At 67.3% G+C, this 13,757-nt stretch carries 14 protein-coding genes; 6 read left to right on the top strand and 8 right to left on the bottom strand.

Annotated elements, in window-relative coordinates:
* Positions 1-12: 12 nt before the first annotated feature.
* Positions 13-432 carry an ATP--cob(I)alamin adenosyltransferase gene (locus AC0KUR_RS02655; RefSeq protein ID WP_034185607.1) on the bottom strand — a complete coding sequence of 140 codons (420 nt, stop codon included), beginning with the start codon at positions 430-432 and terminating at the stop codon, positions 13-15.
* Between the two features lie 124 nt (positions 433-556).
* The gene (locus AC0KUR_RS02660) at positions 557-1,357 is read right to left on the bottom strand and encodes an AraC family transcriptional regulator (protein WP_034185606.1); all 801 of its coding nucleotides are present in this window, start codon (positions 1,355-1,357) and stop codon (positions 557-559) included.
* Positions 1,358-1,526: 169 nt separating this feature from the next.
* Here AC0KUR_RS02660 and AC0KUR_RS02665 point away from each other — a divergent pair, with 169 nt between their 5' ends.
* Together AC0KUR_RS02665 and AC0KUR_RS02670 are read left to right on the top strand one after the other, a co-directional pair.
* On the top strand, positions 1,527-2,153 hold the full coding sequence (locus AC0KUR_RS02665) for a LysE family translocator (protein ID WP_034185605.1): 627 nt from the start codon (positions 1,527-1,529) through the stop codon (positions 2,151-2,153).
* Between the two features lie 13 nt (positions 2,154-2,166).
* Positions 2,167-2,919, top strand: a complete 753-nt coding sequence (locus AC0KUR_RS02670; RefSeq protein ID WP_473375305.1) for a class I SAM-dependent methyltransferase — start codon at positions 2,167-2,169, stop codon at positions 2,917-2,919.
* Positions 2,920-2,939: 20 nt separating this feature from the next.
* Here the strand turns inward: AC0KUR_RS02670 and AC0KUR_RS02675 are convergent, their stop codons facing one another.
* The 4 genes from AC0KUR_RS02675 to AC0KUR_RS02690 form a co-directional block, all read right to left on the bottom strand.
* Entirely contained in the window at positions 2,940-3,629 is a 690-nt protein-coding gene (locus tag AC0KUR_RS02675; protein WP_473375306.1) for a DUF2848 domain-containing protein, read from the bottom strand.
* Positions 3,630-3,701: 72 nt separating this feature from the next.
* Complete coding sequence (locus AC0KUR_RS02680; protein ID WP_011356002.1) at positions 3,702-4,088, bottom strand: hypothetical protein; 387 nt, start codon at positions 4,086-4,088, stop codon at positions 3,702-3,704.
* A 45-nt stretch (positions 4,089-4,133) separates the two neighbouring features.
* Complete coding sequence (locus AC0KUR_RS02685; protein WP_069245861.1) at positions 4,134-5,612, bottom strand: 4-hydroxyphenylacetate 3-hydroxylase family protein; 1,479 nt, start codon at positions 5,610-5,612, stop codon at positions 4,134-4,136.
* 36 nt (positions 5,613-5,648) lie between these two features.
* Entirely contained in the window at positions 5,649-6,176 is a 528-nt protein-coding gene (locus AC0KUR_RS02690) for a flavin reductase family protein (protein ID WP_051700891.1), read from the bottom strand.
* Between the two features lie 273 nt (positions 6,177-6,449).
* Here AC0KUR_RS02690 and AC0KUR_RS02695 point away from each other — a divergent pair, with 273 nt between their 5' ends.
* Complete coding sequence (locus tag AC0KUR_RS02695; protein WP_059558576.1) at positions 6,450-7,661, top strand: IscS subfamily cysteine desulfurase; 1,212 nt, start codon at positions 6,450-6,452, stop codon at positions 7,659-7,661.
* 40 nt (positions 7,662-7,701) lie between these two features.
* On the opposite strand, the gene AC0KUR_RS02700 is transcribed toward AC0KUR_RS02695, so the two are convergent.
* Complete coding sequence (locus AC0KUR_RS02700) at positions 7,702-8,244, bottom strand: MarR family winged helix-turn-helix transcriptional regulator (RefSeq protein WP_034185598.1); 543 nt, start codon at positions 8,242-8,244, stop codon at positions 7,702-7,704.
* Between the two features lie 129 nt (positions 8,245-8,373).
* On the opposite strand from AC0KUR_RS02700, the gene AC0KUR_RS02705 reads away from it, so the two are divergent.
* The gene (locus AC0KUR_RS02705) at positions 8,374-8,967 is read left to right on the top strand and encodes a nuclear transport factor 2 family protein (protein ID WP_473375307.1); all 594 of its coding nucleotides are present in this window, start codon (positions 8,374-8,376) and stop codon (positions 8,965-8,967) included.
* Between the two features lie 28 nt (positions 8,968-8,995).
* On the opposite strand, the gene rtcR is transcribed toward AC0KUR_RS02705, so the two are convergent.
* Positions 8,996-10,612 carry an RNA repair transcriptional activator RtcR gene (gene rtcR / locus AC0KUR_RS02710; protein ID WP_049036766.1) on the bottom strand — a complete coding sequence of 539 codons (1,617 nt, stop codon included), beginning with the start codon at positions 10,610-10,612 and terminating at the stop codon, positions 8,996-8,998.
* A gap of 666 nt (positions 10,613-11,278) precedes the next feature.
* Here rtcR and AC0KUR_RS02715 point away from each other — a divergent pair.
* The gene (locus AC0KUR_RS02715; protein ID WP_473375308.1) at positions 11,279-12,418 is read left to right on the top strand and encodes a slipin family protein; all 1,140 of its coding nucleotides are present in this window, start codon (positions 11,279-11,281) and stop codon (positions 12,416-12,418) included.
* A gap of 62 nt (positions 12,419-12,480) precedes the next feature.
* Positions 12,481-13,704, top strand: a complete 1,224-nt coding sequence (locus tag AC0KUR_RS02720; protein ID WP_069704604.1) for an RtcB family protein — start codon at positions 12,481-12,483, stop codon at positions 13,702-13,704.
* Positions 13,705-13,757 lie beyond the last annotated feature (53 nt).

Raw genomic sequence — 13,757 nt, forward strand, 5'->3', positions numbered from 1 at the left:
GCGGCGGCCGGGTCAGGCGTTCGCCGCGGCGATGCGGCGCGCGGGTTCGGCGAGCAGCCGTTGCGCGAGCGCCAGCGCGTCTTCGCGGCTCGCCGCCGCGTTCAGCGGATAGCCCCAGACCTTCTCGAACGTGCCCGAGAATGCATCGAGCGCGGCACGCCGGGCCGCATCGGGCTCGATCGCGATCATCGCCGGGATCCATTCGCGCGACTGCGCACGGTTGGCCTTGCTCCACTTCGCGAGCTGCTTGCGCATCTCGTGGTCGGTATCGCCGCGATCGTCGCCGGACGGCGCGTCGTCGGTCAGAAGAACGAAGCGTTCGCCGCGCGCCAGCAACGCGTCGAGCTCGGCGATCAACCGGGCCGGTTCGAAGTGCGTCGAACCGCGGTAACGCAGCCAGACGAACGGGAATTCAGTCGTGGTGATTTGCATGTCGACCTCCAGATGAGAACGATTCTCATTTTATGGATCGAGGCCAAACGCGTCATTTCTCATCCCGGCCAACTGCTTTTTCAATCTGGCCAAACCTGCGCATCCGCGGGCGCGGCCGGCGCGTTCAGCGTTGCCGGTCGGTCAGGAATTGCGTCGGCGACTTGCCGGTCGCCTTGCGGAACATCGTCACGAAACTGCTCGCGCTCTCGTAGCCGAGGTCGATCGCGATCTGGTGCACGCGGCGGCCGGTCGTCAGCATCCGCAGCGACAGCGCGACGTGCAGCCGCCGGCGCCAGTCGCCGAGGCTCATCCCGAGCTCCTTCGTCGCGAGCCGTGTGAGGCTGCGCTCGCTGATGCCCGCGCGCCGTGCGAGTTCGGCCAACGGCGACTTGTCGGCCGGATCGTCGAGCAGATGGTCGATCAGCTTGCGCAGCCGGCGGTCGGTCGGCATCGGCAGGTACAGGTCCTCGACCGGCGCCGCGACGAGTTCGTCGAGCAGCGTCGCCATCAGCCGCCCCTGCGGCCCGTCGACGTCGTACAGGTTCGGAAAGCTCGCGGCCTTCAGCAGCAGTTCGCGCAGCAGCGGCGACACGGACAGCGTGCAGCAGCGCGCGGGCAGGTCGAGCGCGGCGTCGGGTTCGACCAGCACCGCGTAGAAGGTCGCGCCGGCCGAGCCGCGCGCCGCGTGCGGAACATCGCCGGGAATCCACACCGTGCATTGCGGGGGCGCGCTCCACACGCCGCCGTCGATCTCGCAATAGACGACGCCGCTCAGCGTGTAGAGCAGCTGCGCCTGGCGATGGCTGTGGCGCTCCAGCCGCCATTCCGGCTCGACGACCGAACCGCCGAACACGACGAGCGGACGCGGCACGTGATAGACGTCGGCGTCCGCGGCGGGATGGGTGGTCGGTGGAAGCTCGCGCATGAAACGATAGGCGGTGGAAGAAGCCGGACGCCGTGCCGCACGTCGTTTCGTGCTTATACCAGAAAGGCGCCGGCACGGCCGGGCCGTTCAAGCGCGCGTCAGCGGCCGCCCGCCGAACCGAATACAATGCCCCGATCCCCCGCCGCCGCGCCAACCTGCCGGAGCCGCCATGTTCGACCTGACCACGCTGACCACTTTCACCGCCGTCGTCCTGGGCCTGTTCCTGATCCCCGGCCCGGCCGTGCTGCTCGTGCTGAGCCGCACCGTGCAGGGCGGGCGCAAGACCGGCATCCTGACCGGCCTCGGCGTCGCGAGCGGCGACTTCGTGCATACGCTGTTCGCGGCCGTCGGGTTGTCCGCGCTGCTGATGACGTCGGCGCTCGCATTCAACGTCGTGAAGCTGGTCGGCGCCGCGTACCTGCTCTATCTCGGCGCGCGTGCGCTGCTGGAAAAACCGTCGGATCCGTCGCTGCCGCAGGTAGCGCCCGTCACGCCGCTCGTCGCGTACCTGCAGGCCATTCCCGCCGAAGTGCTGAATCCGAAGACCGCGCTGTTCTTCCTCGCGTTCATGCCGCAATTCGTGCACCCGGAGCGCGGCTCGACGTTCGTGCAGTTCGCGGTGCTCGGGCTGATCTTCGTCGTGCTCAGCTCGCTCTATACGACGCTGATCGCGTGCTCGATCCGCCCGCTCGGCCGCGTCGTGAAGCGGCTGACGTGGCTCACGCGCTGGCAGGGGAAGATCATCGGATCGATCTTCATCGCGCTCGGGCTGCGCGTGGCCGTGCAGCAGCGCTGATACGCACGGCCGCATGACGCCTGCCGACGCGGACCGCCTCTACACCGACCCGCGCCTCGTCGCGGTCTACGACCTGTTCAACGCGGGCGATCGCGACTTCGCGTTCTATGCAGCCGTGATCGGCCCCGCGCCGCAGCGCATCCTCGATCTCGGCTGCGGCACCGGCGCGTTCGCACGCCGGCTCGCGGCGGCCGGGCACGAGGTCGTCGCGATCGATCCGGCGCCGGCAATGATCGATTACGCACGACGCCAGCCGCGCGCCGACACCGTGCGCTGGCACGCATGCGAACTCGGCAGCCTGCCGCCCGCCGCACCGTTCGATGCGGTCGTGATGACCGGGCATGCGTTCCAGTGCCTGCTGTCCGATGATGAAATCGACGCGACGCTGCGCGGCGTGCGACGCGTGCTCGCCGACGGCGGCCGCTTCCTGTTCGACACCCGCAACCCGCACGTCGCACCGTGGCGCGCGTGGACGCCCGCGCGTTCGGCATGCAGCGTCGAATCGCGCGACTTCGGCCGCGTCGATCTCCATCACGCGGTGCGTGCGGTCGACGACGCGATCGTGACGTTCGACACGCACTACCGCTTCCGCCGCGACGACACGGTGCTGACGAACACGAGCCGGCTGCGTTTCATCGCGCAGCCCGCCCTGCAGGCGCGCGTGTCGGCAGCCGGTTTCGCATCGGCCAAGTGGTGCGGCGACTGGCAACGCGCGCCTTTCGACGAAACGATCAGCGCGGAGATCATCGCGATCTGCCGCGCATGAGCGCGCGTGCGCCGGTGGCGTCAGCCCGCGACCGGTAGCGTGTCCACCGCATACGCATGCCGGATCGTGCGGCCCAGCACCGGATCCTCCAGCTCGATCTCGAACCGCTCGGCCGGCCGGATGCCGCCGATCGCGGCCAGCGTTCCGCACAGCATCGCGGTGCCGTTCTCGAAACGGCCGCCGTGGCGCGCGAACTGCGCGAGCAGATCGGCCGGCGCGCGCATCGCCGTCACCTGGCCTTCCTGATACAGCACGCGCTCGCCGTCGATCGTCGCGTACGCGCGCAGCACGAGCTGATCCCAGTGACCGGCCACGTCGTCGAACTTCCACAGCGTGCTCGCGCACGGCTTGCCGCACATCTGCTTCGACACGGTGATCCCGTATGTCTCGACTTCGCGGTCGGTGTGGTCGGATGCGATGCCGACGAAGGTCTCGCCGCCGGCGCGCACCAGCACGAATTCCGCTTCGCCGCTGCTCTGCCCGCCCGATACCTGGATCGCGGGCGACGGGTCGAGGCGGTCGGCCGCAACGCGGTAGAAGACCGGCGTCGTCGCCGGGCGCCTGACGCCGAGCGCCTCCAGCTCGCGGATGTGCCGCTCCATGGCCGCCGTGTCACGGCCGGTCCAGCCCGCGATCACGAGCGTGTCGATCGCGATCGCGCGCTCGGTGCGGCCGTCGCGACCGTCGATCGCGAACGTAATGGTTTTCATCGAATGCTCCTTGTGGTGGGGCGCGCACGCATCGCGCGGCGCCGCTCGCCGTGTGTCGTCGACCGGCCGCGCTCAGGCCGGGTCGTAGTAGTGGATCTCGAGCAGCACGCAGCCGCCGTTCGACTTGAACGGGCCGTGCCATGCGCCGGGCGGCCGCACCGCATACGTGTAGCCCTTGAACGGCGTGCCGCCGTTGCCGTGCTCGTCGTTGCCGACGGTCAGGTCGCCCTCGACCAGGAACACCTCTTCCCAGTAGTCGTGCACGAACGGCTTCTTCGTATGCAGCCCCGCCGGCAGGCGCAGCAGGCGCGTGCGGCTGCCGCGCTTGCGCTCGGTATCGAGCGCGCCGGACAGAATCAGCTCCTGTGCGCCGGATGCCGGGTCATACCCTTCCGGCAGCCGCCAGTCGCGCTGCATGTCCAGCGTATGGAATTCGTCGTGAAGCTTGTTGATGGCCATCTGTCTCTCCTGAATGCGATAGCGGGTGAAGTCGGGCACGACGCGTCAAGCGGCGTGCGGCGTCGACCGTTCCTGGTTCAGCGAATAGCTGCCGAGCATCGAATCGACGAGATGCGACGCGCGCTGCCAGTCGTACGTGCGGTATGCGTGGCCCTTCGTGACGAACGACGCGCCGGCGTAGAACAGCTCGTACTGGTTGTGGCGCGACGCGAATTCGGAGCCGACCGCGTCCCATGCGAGCTTGAAGAACTTCACGCGCTCCTCGGACGAACACACCGGCGACTTCTGCGTCTTCTCGATGATGCGCAGCAGGTCGGGGTTCTCGAAATCGCGCACGCTGGACGGCAGCATGATCATTCCGCCGCCCGCGAGCTCGCGCAGCGTGTTGAGCACCTTCGAATACAGCTGCTGCGTGACGACCTGCGAGCCGTACAGCATGTTGCGGTCGGGCACGTAGAAGCCGTTGACGACCGTGCCCTTCGCTTCCATCCCGTAGACCCACGCCTCGACCATCGACGCTTCGGCCGCGAGCTGGCCCAGCGTCTCGCGTACCTGCGGGAACGTGTTCGTGCCGTTGATCTCGGAAATCTTCAGGCCGAGACCGACGAGAAAGCGCAGCTTCGTCATCAGGCGCACCTGGCACTGATAGTTCTGGTACACGTGCGCGGGCGTCGCATGAAACTGCTTCGCGCACATCGCCGTGTTGCCGGCGACGAAGATCCGTTCCCACGGCACCTTCACGTCGTCGAAGTACAGCACCGCGTCGTTCTCGTCGAAGCGGCTGGACAGCGGGTTGTCGAACACCGACGTCGCGTGCTCCTCGTACGACTTGCGCGACAGGATCTTCATGCCCTTCGCGTTCATCGGCACCGCGAACGACAGCGCGTACATCTCGTCGCCTTCGCGCAGCGGCTGGATGCAGCTGCAGAACACCTCGTTCGCCATGATCCCGCTCGTCGCGAGCATCTTCGCGCCGCGCACCGTGATGCCTTCGGCATCCTGATCGACGATGCCGACCGCGAGGTACTTGTCCTCCTGCTCGTGTGCGGCCTTCGACTGGTTCGCCTGCGGATTCACGATCACGTAGGTCAGGAACAGGTCGTTGTCGCGTGCATAACGGTAGTAGTCGCGCAGTGCGCCGGCGCGCGCCGGGTCGTATTGTTCGAACACGTCGGCGCCCATATACATGCCGGCGAGACACGACGCGACGTGGTCGGGCGAGCGGCCCATGAAGCCGTAATGCAGCTCCGACCACGCTTCCAGCGCGGCACGGCGCTCGACGAGTTCGTCATAGGACGTCGGCAGCTGCCAGATCCGGCTCACGCGGTTGCCCGTGCCGGGCGACACGAACGTCATCTTCTCGACGTTCTCGTCGCGCGCCTGGTAGTCGTACAGGCTCGCGTAGCTGCGAATCGAATTGCGGAATGCCGCATGCGCGGTCACGTCGCCGGCCGGCTGGCCGTTCAGGTAGACCTGCCGCCCGTCGCGCAGCGACGCGATGTGCTGAGTCCCGTTCTTGATCATGATGTCCTCCTGGGTGGAATGAATCGTGGGTTGCGTTCACAAGGACGGCGCATGCGCGCCGTCGAGCGCGCGGTAGCGACCGCCAAAGAAGATCAGCGGGCGCCCTTCCGAGCGCGCGCGGTGCCGCGTCACGCGGCCGACGAAGATCACGTGGTCGCCGCCGTCGTATTGCGCATAGGGCTCGCATTCGAACGTCGCGAGTGCGTCGGGCAGCAGCACCGCGCCGTCGGCGGGCGCCGCGCCGGCGCGCCAGCCCCACTTGTCGCCGTTCGCCTTCGCGAAACAGTTCGACAGGTGCTGCTGCGTCTCGTCGAGCACGTTGACCGCGTAGCCGTCCGCGCCGGCCAGGTCGCCGAGGCTCAGGCTGCGGCGGTCGACCGAGAACAGGATCAGCGGCGGATCCAGCGACACCGAATTGAATGACGCGACCGTGATGCCGACCGGCATCCCCTCTTTGCGCGGGGCGGTAATCACCGCGACGCCCGTCGCGAACATCGACAACGCGGTACGAAAGCGTCGCTGCTCGTCGGCGCCCGCGCCGGTTCCGGCATGGTTCTCGCTCATCTCGTTCTCCTGGGGTTGCATCGCCGGATTCCGCGGCGGAATCCGACCAACGAATCACTTCAATTTAGCTTTGTGATTTAGCTTTTATTGAATGTAAACACAAAAGCCGGTTCAAGCTGTCGTAAACCCTGATCTTGAAAGCTTTGTTTGAAAGACAACCCTACTGGCGTGATGGATGTTGCGCGACGCCCGCGAATGTCCACGTACACTGCGGCAACCGTATCCCGCGGCTTTCGCGACCCGCGAGAGATCCCGCTTCCCGGAGCCCATTCGATGCCATCCCGCCCGATCTACATGGACTACAGCGCGACGACGCCCGTCGATCCGCGCGTGGTCGACAAAATGGTGCCGTTCCTGCACGAGCAGTTCGGCAACCCCGCTTCGCGCAGCCACAGCCACGGCTGGGACGCCGAGCAAGCGGTCGAGGAAGCGCGCGCGCACGTCGCCGCGCTGCTCGGCGCGGACCCGCGCGAAATCGTGTGGACATCGGGTGCCACCGAAGGCAACAACCTCGCGATCAAGGGCGCCGCGCACTTCTATCAAGGCACGGGCAAGCACCTCGTCACGGTGAAGACCGAACACAAGGCTGTGCTCGATACGTGCCGCGAACTCGAACGCCAGGGCTTCGACGTCACCTACCTCGACGTGGAGGAAAACGGTCTGCTCGATCTCGATGCGCTGCGGCGGGCGCTGCGCGCCGACACGATTCTGGTGTCGGTGATGCTCGCGAACAACGAAACGGGCGTGATCCAGCCGATCGCCGAGATCGGCGCGCTGTGCCGCGCACGCGGCATCGTGTTCCACTGCGACGCCGTACAGGCGGCCGGCAAGATTCCGGTGGACGTGAATGCACTGAACGTCGACCTGCTGACGGTGACCGCGCACAAGGTGTACGGCCCGAAGGGAATCGGCGCGCTGTACGTGCGCCGCAAGCCGCGCGTGCGCATCGAAGCGCAGATGCACGGCGGCGGCCACGAGCGCGGGATGCGCTCGGGCACCCTGCCGACACACCAGATCGTCGGGATGGGCGAAGCGTTTCGGCTTGCGAAGGAAGAGATGGAGGAAGAAAGCCGCCGCGTCGGCGCATTGCGCGACCGGCTGCTGGCCGGCCTGTCGACGCTCGACGAGGTTTACGTGAACGGCGACCTGGCGCGCCGGATTCCGCACAACCTGAACGTGAGCTTCAACTTCGTCGAGGGCGAATCGCTGATCATGGGGATCAAGGGCGTCGCGGTATCGTCAGGCTCCGCGTGCACGTCGGCGTCGCTGGAACCGTCTTACGTGCTGCGTGCGCTCGGCCGAAGCGACGAACTCGCGCACAGCTCGATCCGCTTCACGCTCGGCCGCTTCACGACCGAAGCCGAAGTGGACAGCGTGATCGCGCAGGTGCGCGACACGGTCGACAAGCTGCGCGCGCTGAGCCCGCTATGGGACATGCACCTGGAAGGGGTCGACCTCGATACGATCGAGTGGGCCGCGCACTGAGCATGGCCGACGCGTCGCGCCGGCCCGCGGCCGGCGTGCGTCAGCTTTTTTCCTGGCGCGCGATCATGTGCGCGAGATCGAGCGTTGCGCGATCGCCGTTGGTGACGAGGCGGTCGATCACCGAGCACAGCACCTTGAACTCGGTCTTGGTCACGCCCTCGAACAGCACGTTGTTGATCCGCTGCTGGGTGGGCGCCAGCGCTTTCAGCAGCTTCGTGCCGGCCGGCGTGACCGTGACGCGCATCTTGCGCTTGTCGTCCGGGTCCGCCCGCTTGTCGATCAGGCCGAGCTTCTTGAGCTTGCCGGTTTCGATCGTCACGAACGCGCCGCTCAGGTGCAGGTGATCGGCCAGGCGGTTGACGGTCACGACGTCGTCGTGGGACAGGTGCGCGACCGACACGAGCAACGAGTACTGGATGCCGGTCAGCCCGGCGATCGAGCCGAAACCGTCGCGGACCGACAGCAGGCGCGCCGCGAACGGCAGCAACCCGTTGATCAGGTGACGAAATTCCGTGTCCGTGCCGTCGATCAGGCAGGCCGGGTTGGTAATGGTCAGAACGGACTCCTCTTGCTGCTTGGCCATGACGTCGACGCTCCGTGCAGTCATGCGAATTTAGCTTTGAAACGAAATTATACGGTAAAGGCACATGCGCTCCCGGCCGGGTCCGGCGCCCCGCATGCTGCCCGATTGTCCGGCACCGGAGACTCGCTCATGTCCTTTCCGCTTCATCCCGCGACGGTCCGCGCGCTGCTCGAATGTTATCTGCGCGCGAAAGACCTGAACCGTCCGTCACTGATCGCCGACTGCTTCGCAGCCGATGCCGAGCTGAGCTTTTCGCTCGCCAGCGACGATATCGATTTTCCGCCGCGCGTGACGGGCGCGGCCGCCATCGCGCGCACGCTGGTCGAGGAATTCGGCGAGCGGTTCGAGCGGTGCCGGACCTGTTACGTCTGCGCGGAGCCGGACGTCGACGCGCATGGCGTCGCCAACATGCCGTGGCTCGTCGTGATGCGGCAGAAGGACACCGGCGCGCTGCGGATCGGGCATGGCACGTACCGCTGGCAGTTCGCGGGCGACGACACCCGCGACAACGCGGCCCGGATCGCCGCGCTGCACATCCACATCGCGCGAATGGACACGATCGACGATCCGCGGTCGTCGAAGCTCGACGGGCTGCATGCGGCGTTCGGGTATCCGTGGCTGCCGGCGCATGCGTTCGCGCGCGGGCTGGCGAATATCGCGGCGGCACACCCGGATTGGGGATTCCTGGCACCGTTTCACGACGCGGCGGCGGCGGCGGCCTGACCGATCGCGCCGGCCGCGCCGCCGCGCGTCATGCCGCGTCAAGCGCCTGCCGCACCGCCTCCCAATCGAGCCCGAACCGCGCGAGATACTTGCGCAGCCGGTCCGCATCGTTCGGTTGCTTCTTGCTCCGCCGCGACACCGCGAACAGCGTGCGCCCCGCTTCCGACAGGCTCGCCGACGCGCGGCACACATCGAGCACGCGTTCGAGCTGCGCACGGTCGAACAGGTCGAGATCGGCCGCGCGCGCACCGAACACCGCGTCGACGCACGGGTCGGCCGCGCCCGCGTCGCGCGGCGACGACCAGGTGCGCGTCAACCGCTCGACTTCCTGCTCGGCGAGCGCCTCGGTAATCCGCCCCGCATCGGCCAGCGTCGCCATCCGCGTGACCGAGGCCGACAGTTCGCGGAAGTTGCCGGCCCACACCGCGCGCGGCGACGCCGCGAACGCGAGATAGCGCCGCTTCGCCTCCACGTTGAATCGCACCTGCTCGCCCTGCTCGCGGCCGAAACGGTCGAGTTCGAATTCGAGGTTCGGCTCGATGTCCTCGCGGCGCTCGGCCAGCCCCGGCAATTCGTACGTCCACAGATTGATCCGCGCATAGAGATCCTCGCGGAACGTGCCGGCCGCCACCATCTGCCGCAGGTCGCGATGCGTGCCCGCGATCAACTCGAAATCGCTGCTCGCCTCGACGTCCGCGCCGACCGGCAGGAAGCGCTTCTCCTCGATCGCCTTCAGCAGCATCGCCTGCTCGTCGAGCCCGAGTTCGCCGATTTCGTCGAGGAACAGCAGCCCGCCGTCGGCCGCGCGCAGCAGCCCCGCCCGTGCCGACTGCGCGCCCGTGAACGCGCCCTTCACGTGACCGAACAGCGTCGACATCGCCGCGTCGCCGCGCAGCGTCGCGCAGTTGATCTCGATGAACGCCCCCGCGAGCCGATGGCGGCCGCGCTTCAGCTCGTACACGCGCTTCGCGAGAAACGATTTGCCGGCGCCCGTCGGCCCGACCAGCAGCATCGGCGCGCGCGACCGCACGGCGACGCGCTCCAGTTGCTCGATCAGCGCATTGAAGCGCGCGTTGCGCGTTGCGATGCCGGCCTTCAGGAACGACACCGTTTCGTCGCGCTCGCGCGTGAAGCGCTGCGCGATGCGGTTGTAGCGCGACAGGTCGAGGTCGATCACCGATATCGTGCCCGGCCCGCTCGGCCCTTCGTCGGTCCGCTGCGGCGGCCCCGTCTGCACGAGGCGCGCGGGCAGGTAGCGCGCCTCCGCCAGCAGGAACCAGCAGATCTGCGCGACGTGCGTGCCGGTCGTGATGTGGATCAGGTAGTCCTCATGCTCGAGGTCGAACGGATACGCGCGTGCGTAGTCGTGCAGCGTCGCGTAGACCTCCTCGAAATCCCACGGATCGTGGATCGTGACCGGCACGAGCCGCACGTCGGTATGCGGCGACAGGCGCGCGAGATCGTCCCGCACCTGGTGGGCGAGACGCGTGTAGCCCGGCGCATGCAGCAGTTCGAGCCGGTCGATCGGCAGGTCGGGCTGCTCGCACAGCGAAATCGTCGGCCGCCATTTGCGGTAACGGCGCGGCGCGCGGCCGCCCTGGTCCAGCACGGTGCCGAGAAAACCGATCGCGACGGTCTTGCGCATTTTTTATCTCATGGGATAAGAAGCGATCCGATTGTATCGGATTTCCATGATGAATCCGCACGCCCGGCATCACCGAAAATCGGTTAATGAAATAAATTCCCATTTGTTTTCAACCACTTGAAAAATTATTCGAGCATCAAGGCAGCCACTGGCACGCTCCTCGCTAAATAGAAGACGCCGGATGTCCCGCTGGCCCGCGAGCCAGGGTTCACACGCCCTGCTGGTGCGCCGCCGCCGAACCTCGTTCGTCGCGGCAGCGCATGCCGCCATGGACAGATGAAGGCAAAGGGGCGCGCGCCAGGATGCCTCGTCCGGGTTCGAATCCCGGAGCGCCCGTCGTTCGGAAGCTCAGTCAGGTGGAGCAGCCGGCGAAAGCCGGCCGGTGGCGGGTTCGAATCCCGCTCGAACCCTGTCCGCAAGGACAGTCTCGTGATGAAAGCAGTACCCGCCGGTGCGGGCCGACAGGCCCGCCGCGCGTCGGACCGGTTGCGGTTCCGCGCGATCGGCCGGGCGGCCGCACGGCCCGCGCGAATGCGCACGACGACGCGATGCAGGATGCGTCACCGTGTGCGTCGGCGCCGGCCAGCGCGCCGTCCGCCCGGTTGCGTCGCACCGCGATCCGCACGATGCGCGATCCGGCGGTCGTTGAAAAAAAAGGACAAAAATATGTGGAAGCGTCATGTAGTGAAAAAGAACGAACGCGCGCTGCTGATGAGCGAAGGCGATTTCGTGAAGGTGCTGGAACCGGGCGTGTTCAAGGCCTTCGATCCGTTCAAGCGTCTGTCGGTGCAGACCGCGCGTCTCGACGCGCCGCTCGCCGACACCGCGCTGGCCGACTATCTGCGCCACGACGCGCCCGACGTGCTCGCGCGATACTTCGTCGCGATGGATCTCGCCGACGACGAAGCGGGCCTGCGCTATGAAGACGACGTGCTCATCGAGATCCTGGCACCGGGCACGCGCCGGCTGTACTGGCGCGGCCTGGCCGCGCATCGTCTCGAACGCGTCGATCTCACGCAGGACAGCATGCTGCCGGCCGCGCTCGTCAAACGCATCGCGCAACCGGCGCTGCGGGCGCGCGGCGTGGCGGGCCTGACGGGCGTGCTGGTGGCGCAGGTGCCGGCGTACCACGTCGGCGTGCTGAAGATCGACGGCAAGATCGAGCGGTTGCTGGAAGCGGGTACGTCGGCGTTCTGGCGCTTCAACCGCGACGTCGCGGTCGAACTCGTCGACCTGCGCCTGCAGGCGATCGAAGTCGGCGGGCAGGAAATCCTGACGCGCGACAAGGTTGCGCTGCGGCTGAACCTGTCGGCGACGTGGTGTTACGCGGACGTGCTGCATGCGTTCGGCCAGCTGCAAAAACCGGTCGAGCACTTGTATCGCGAGCTGCAGTTCGCGCTGCGCTCGGCGGTCGGCACACGCTCGCTCGACGAGCTGCTGGAGGACAAGCAGTCGATCGACGCGGTCGTGATCGCGCAGGTGCGCGCCCGTCTCGGCGATTCGGGCGTGGACGTGCGCAGCGTCGGCGTGAAGGACATCGTGCTGCCGGGCGACATGAAGACGATCCTCGCGCAGGTGGTCGAAGCGGAGAAATCCGCCCAGGCGAACGTGATTCGCCGCCGCGAGGAAACGGCGGCCACGCGTTCGCTGCTGAACACCGCGAAGGTGATGGAGGAAAACCCGACCGCGCTGCGGCTCAAGGAGCTGGAAACGCTCGAGCGCGTCGCGGAACGGATCGACCGCATCTCGGTGTTCGGCGGTCTCGACCAGGTGCTGAACGGACTCGTCAGCATCAAGGGCACGTAATGCAGGACACGGCGCGGCACGCGTGTGTCGCGCCGGACAATCGAATGAATCAGGTGAAGCAAATGAGCAACATGGACTATCAGGTGATGGAACTGGCCAACGGCAAGCCGGTGAAGATGTGGACGCAAGGCGTCGCCGTCGAGGACGAAGCGCGCGCGCAGTTGCGCAACACCGCGCAGATGCCGTTCGTCTTCCGCCACATCGCGGTGATGCCGGACGTCCACCTCGGCAAGGGGTCGACGATCGGCAGCGTGATTCCGACGAAGGGCGCGATCATCCCGGCCGCGGTCGGCGTCGACATCGGCTGCGGGATGATGGCCGCGCGCACGACGCTGACGGCGTCGGATCTGCCGGATTCGCTCGCGGGGCTGCGCGGCGCGATCGAACGCGCGGTACCGCACGGCCGCGCGCCCGGACGCCGCGATCCGGGCGCGTGGGGCGATCGCACGCCGGCCGCCGTGACCGACTCGTGGAAGTCGCTGCAGCCGGGCTTCCAGCGGATCGTCGACAAGTATCCGAAGCTGGAAAAGACGAACCACTACGCGCATCTCGGCACGCTCGGCACCGGCAATCACTTCATCGAAGTGTGCGTCGACGAAGCGGACCACGTGTGGTTCATGCTGCACAGCGGCTCGCGCGGCGTCGGCAATGCGATCGGCAGCCTGTTCATCGAACTCGCGCAGGCCGACATGCGCCAGCACATCGCGAACCTGCCGGACCGCAACCTCGCGTACTTCACCGAAGGCAGCCGGCACTTCGACGATTACGTCGAGGCCGTCGGCTGGGCGCAGGACTACGCGCGGCGCAACCGGCAGGCGATGATGGACGCGGTGATCGCGGCAGCACGCGGCGTGATCGCGAAGCCGTTCGCGCTCGACGAACACGCGGTGAACTGTCACCACAACTACGTGCAGCGCGAACGCCACTTCGGCGAAGACGTGCTCGTGACGCGCAAGGGGGCGGTGTCCGCGCAGAAGGGGCAACTGGGGATCATCCCGGGCTCGATGGGCGCGAAAAGCTTCATCGTGCGCGGGCTCGGCAACCCGGAAAGCTTCTGCTCGTGCAGCCACGGCGCGGGCCGGACGATGAGCCGCACCGAAGCGAAGCGCCGCTTCACGGCCGACGACCAGGTCAAGGCCACCCAGGGCGTCGAATGCCGGAAGGACGCGGGCGTCGTCGACGAAATCCCGATGGCCTACAAGGACATCGACGCGGTGATGGCGGCCCAGCGCAGCCTCGTCGAAGTGGTGCACACGCTGCGCCAGGTGGTGTGCGTGAAAGGATAGCGCGGTGCGCGGCCGATGGCCGGCGGCCGCGCGCAACGAAACGGAAACGACAA

The organism is Burkholderia sp. YHN3-13 (genome assembly GCF_055810675.1).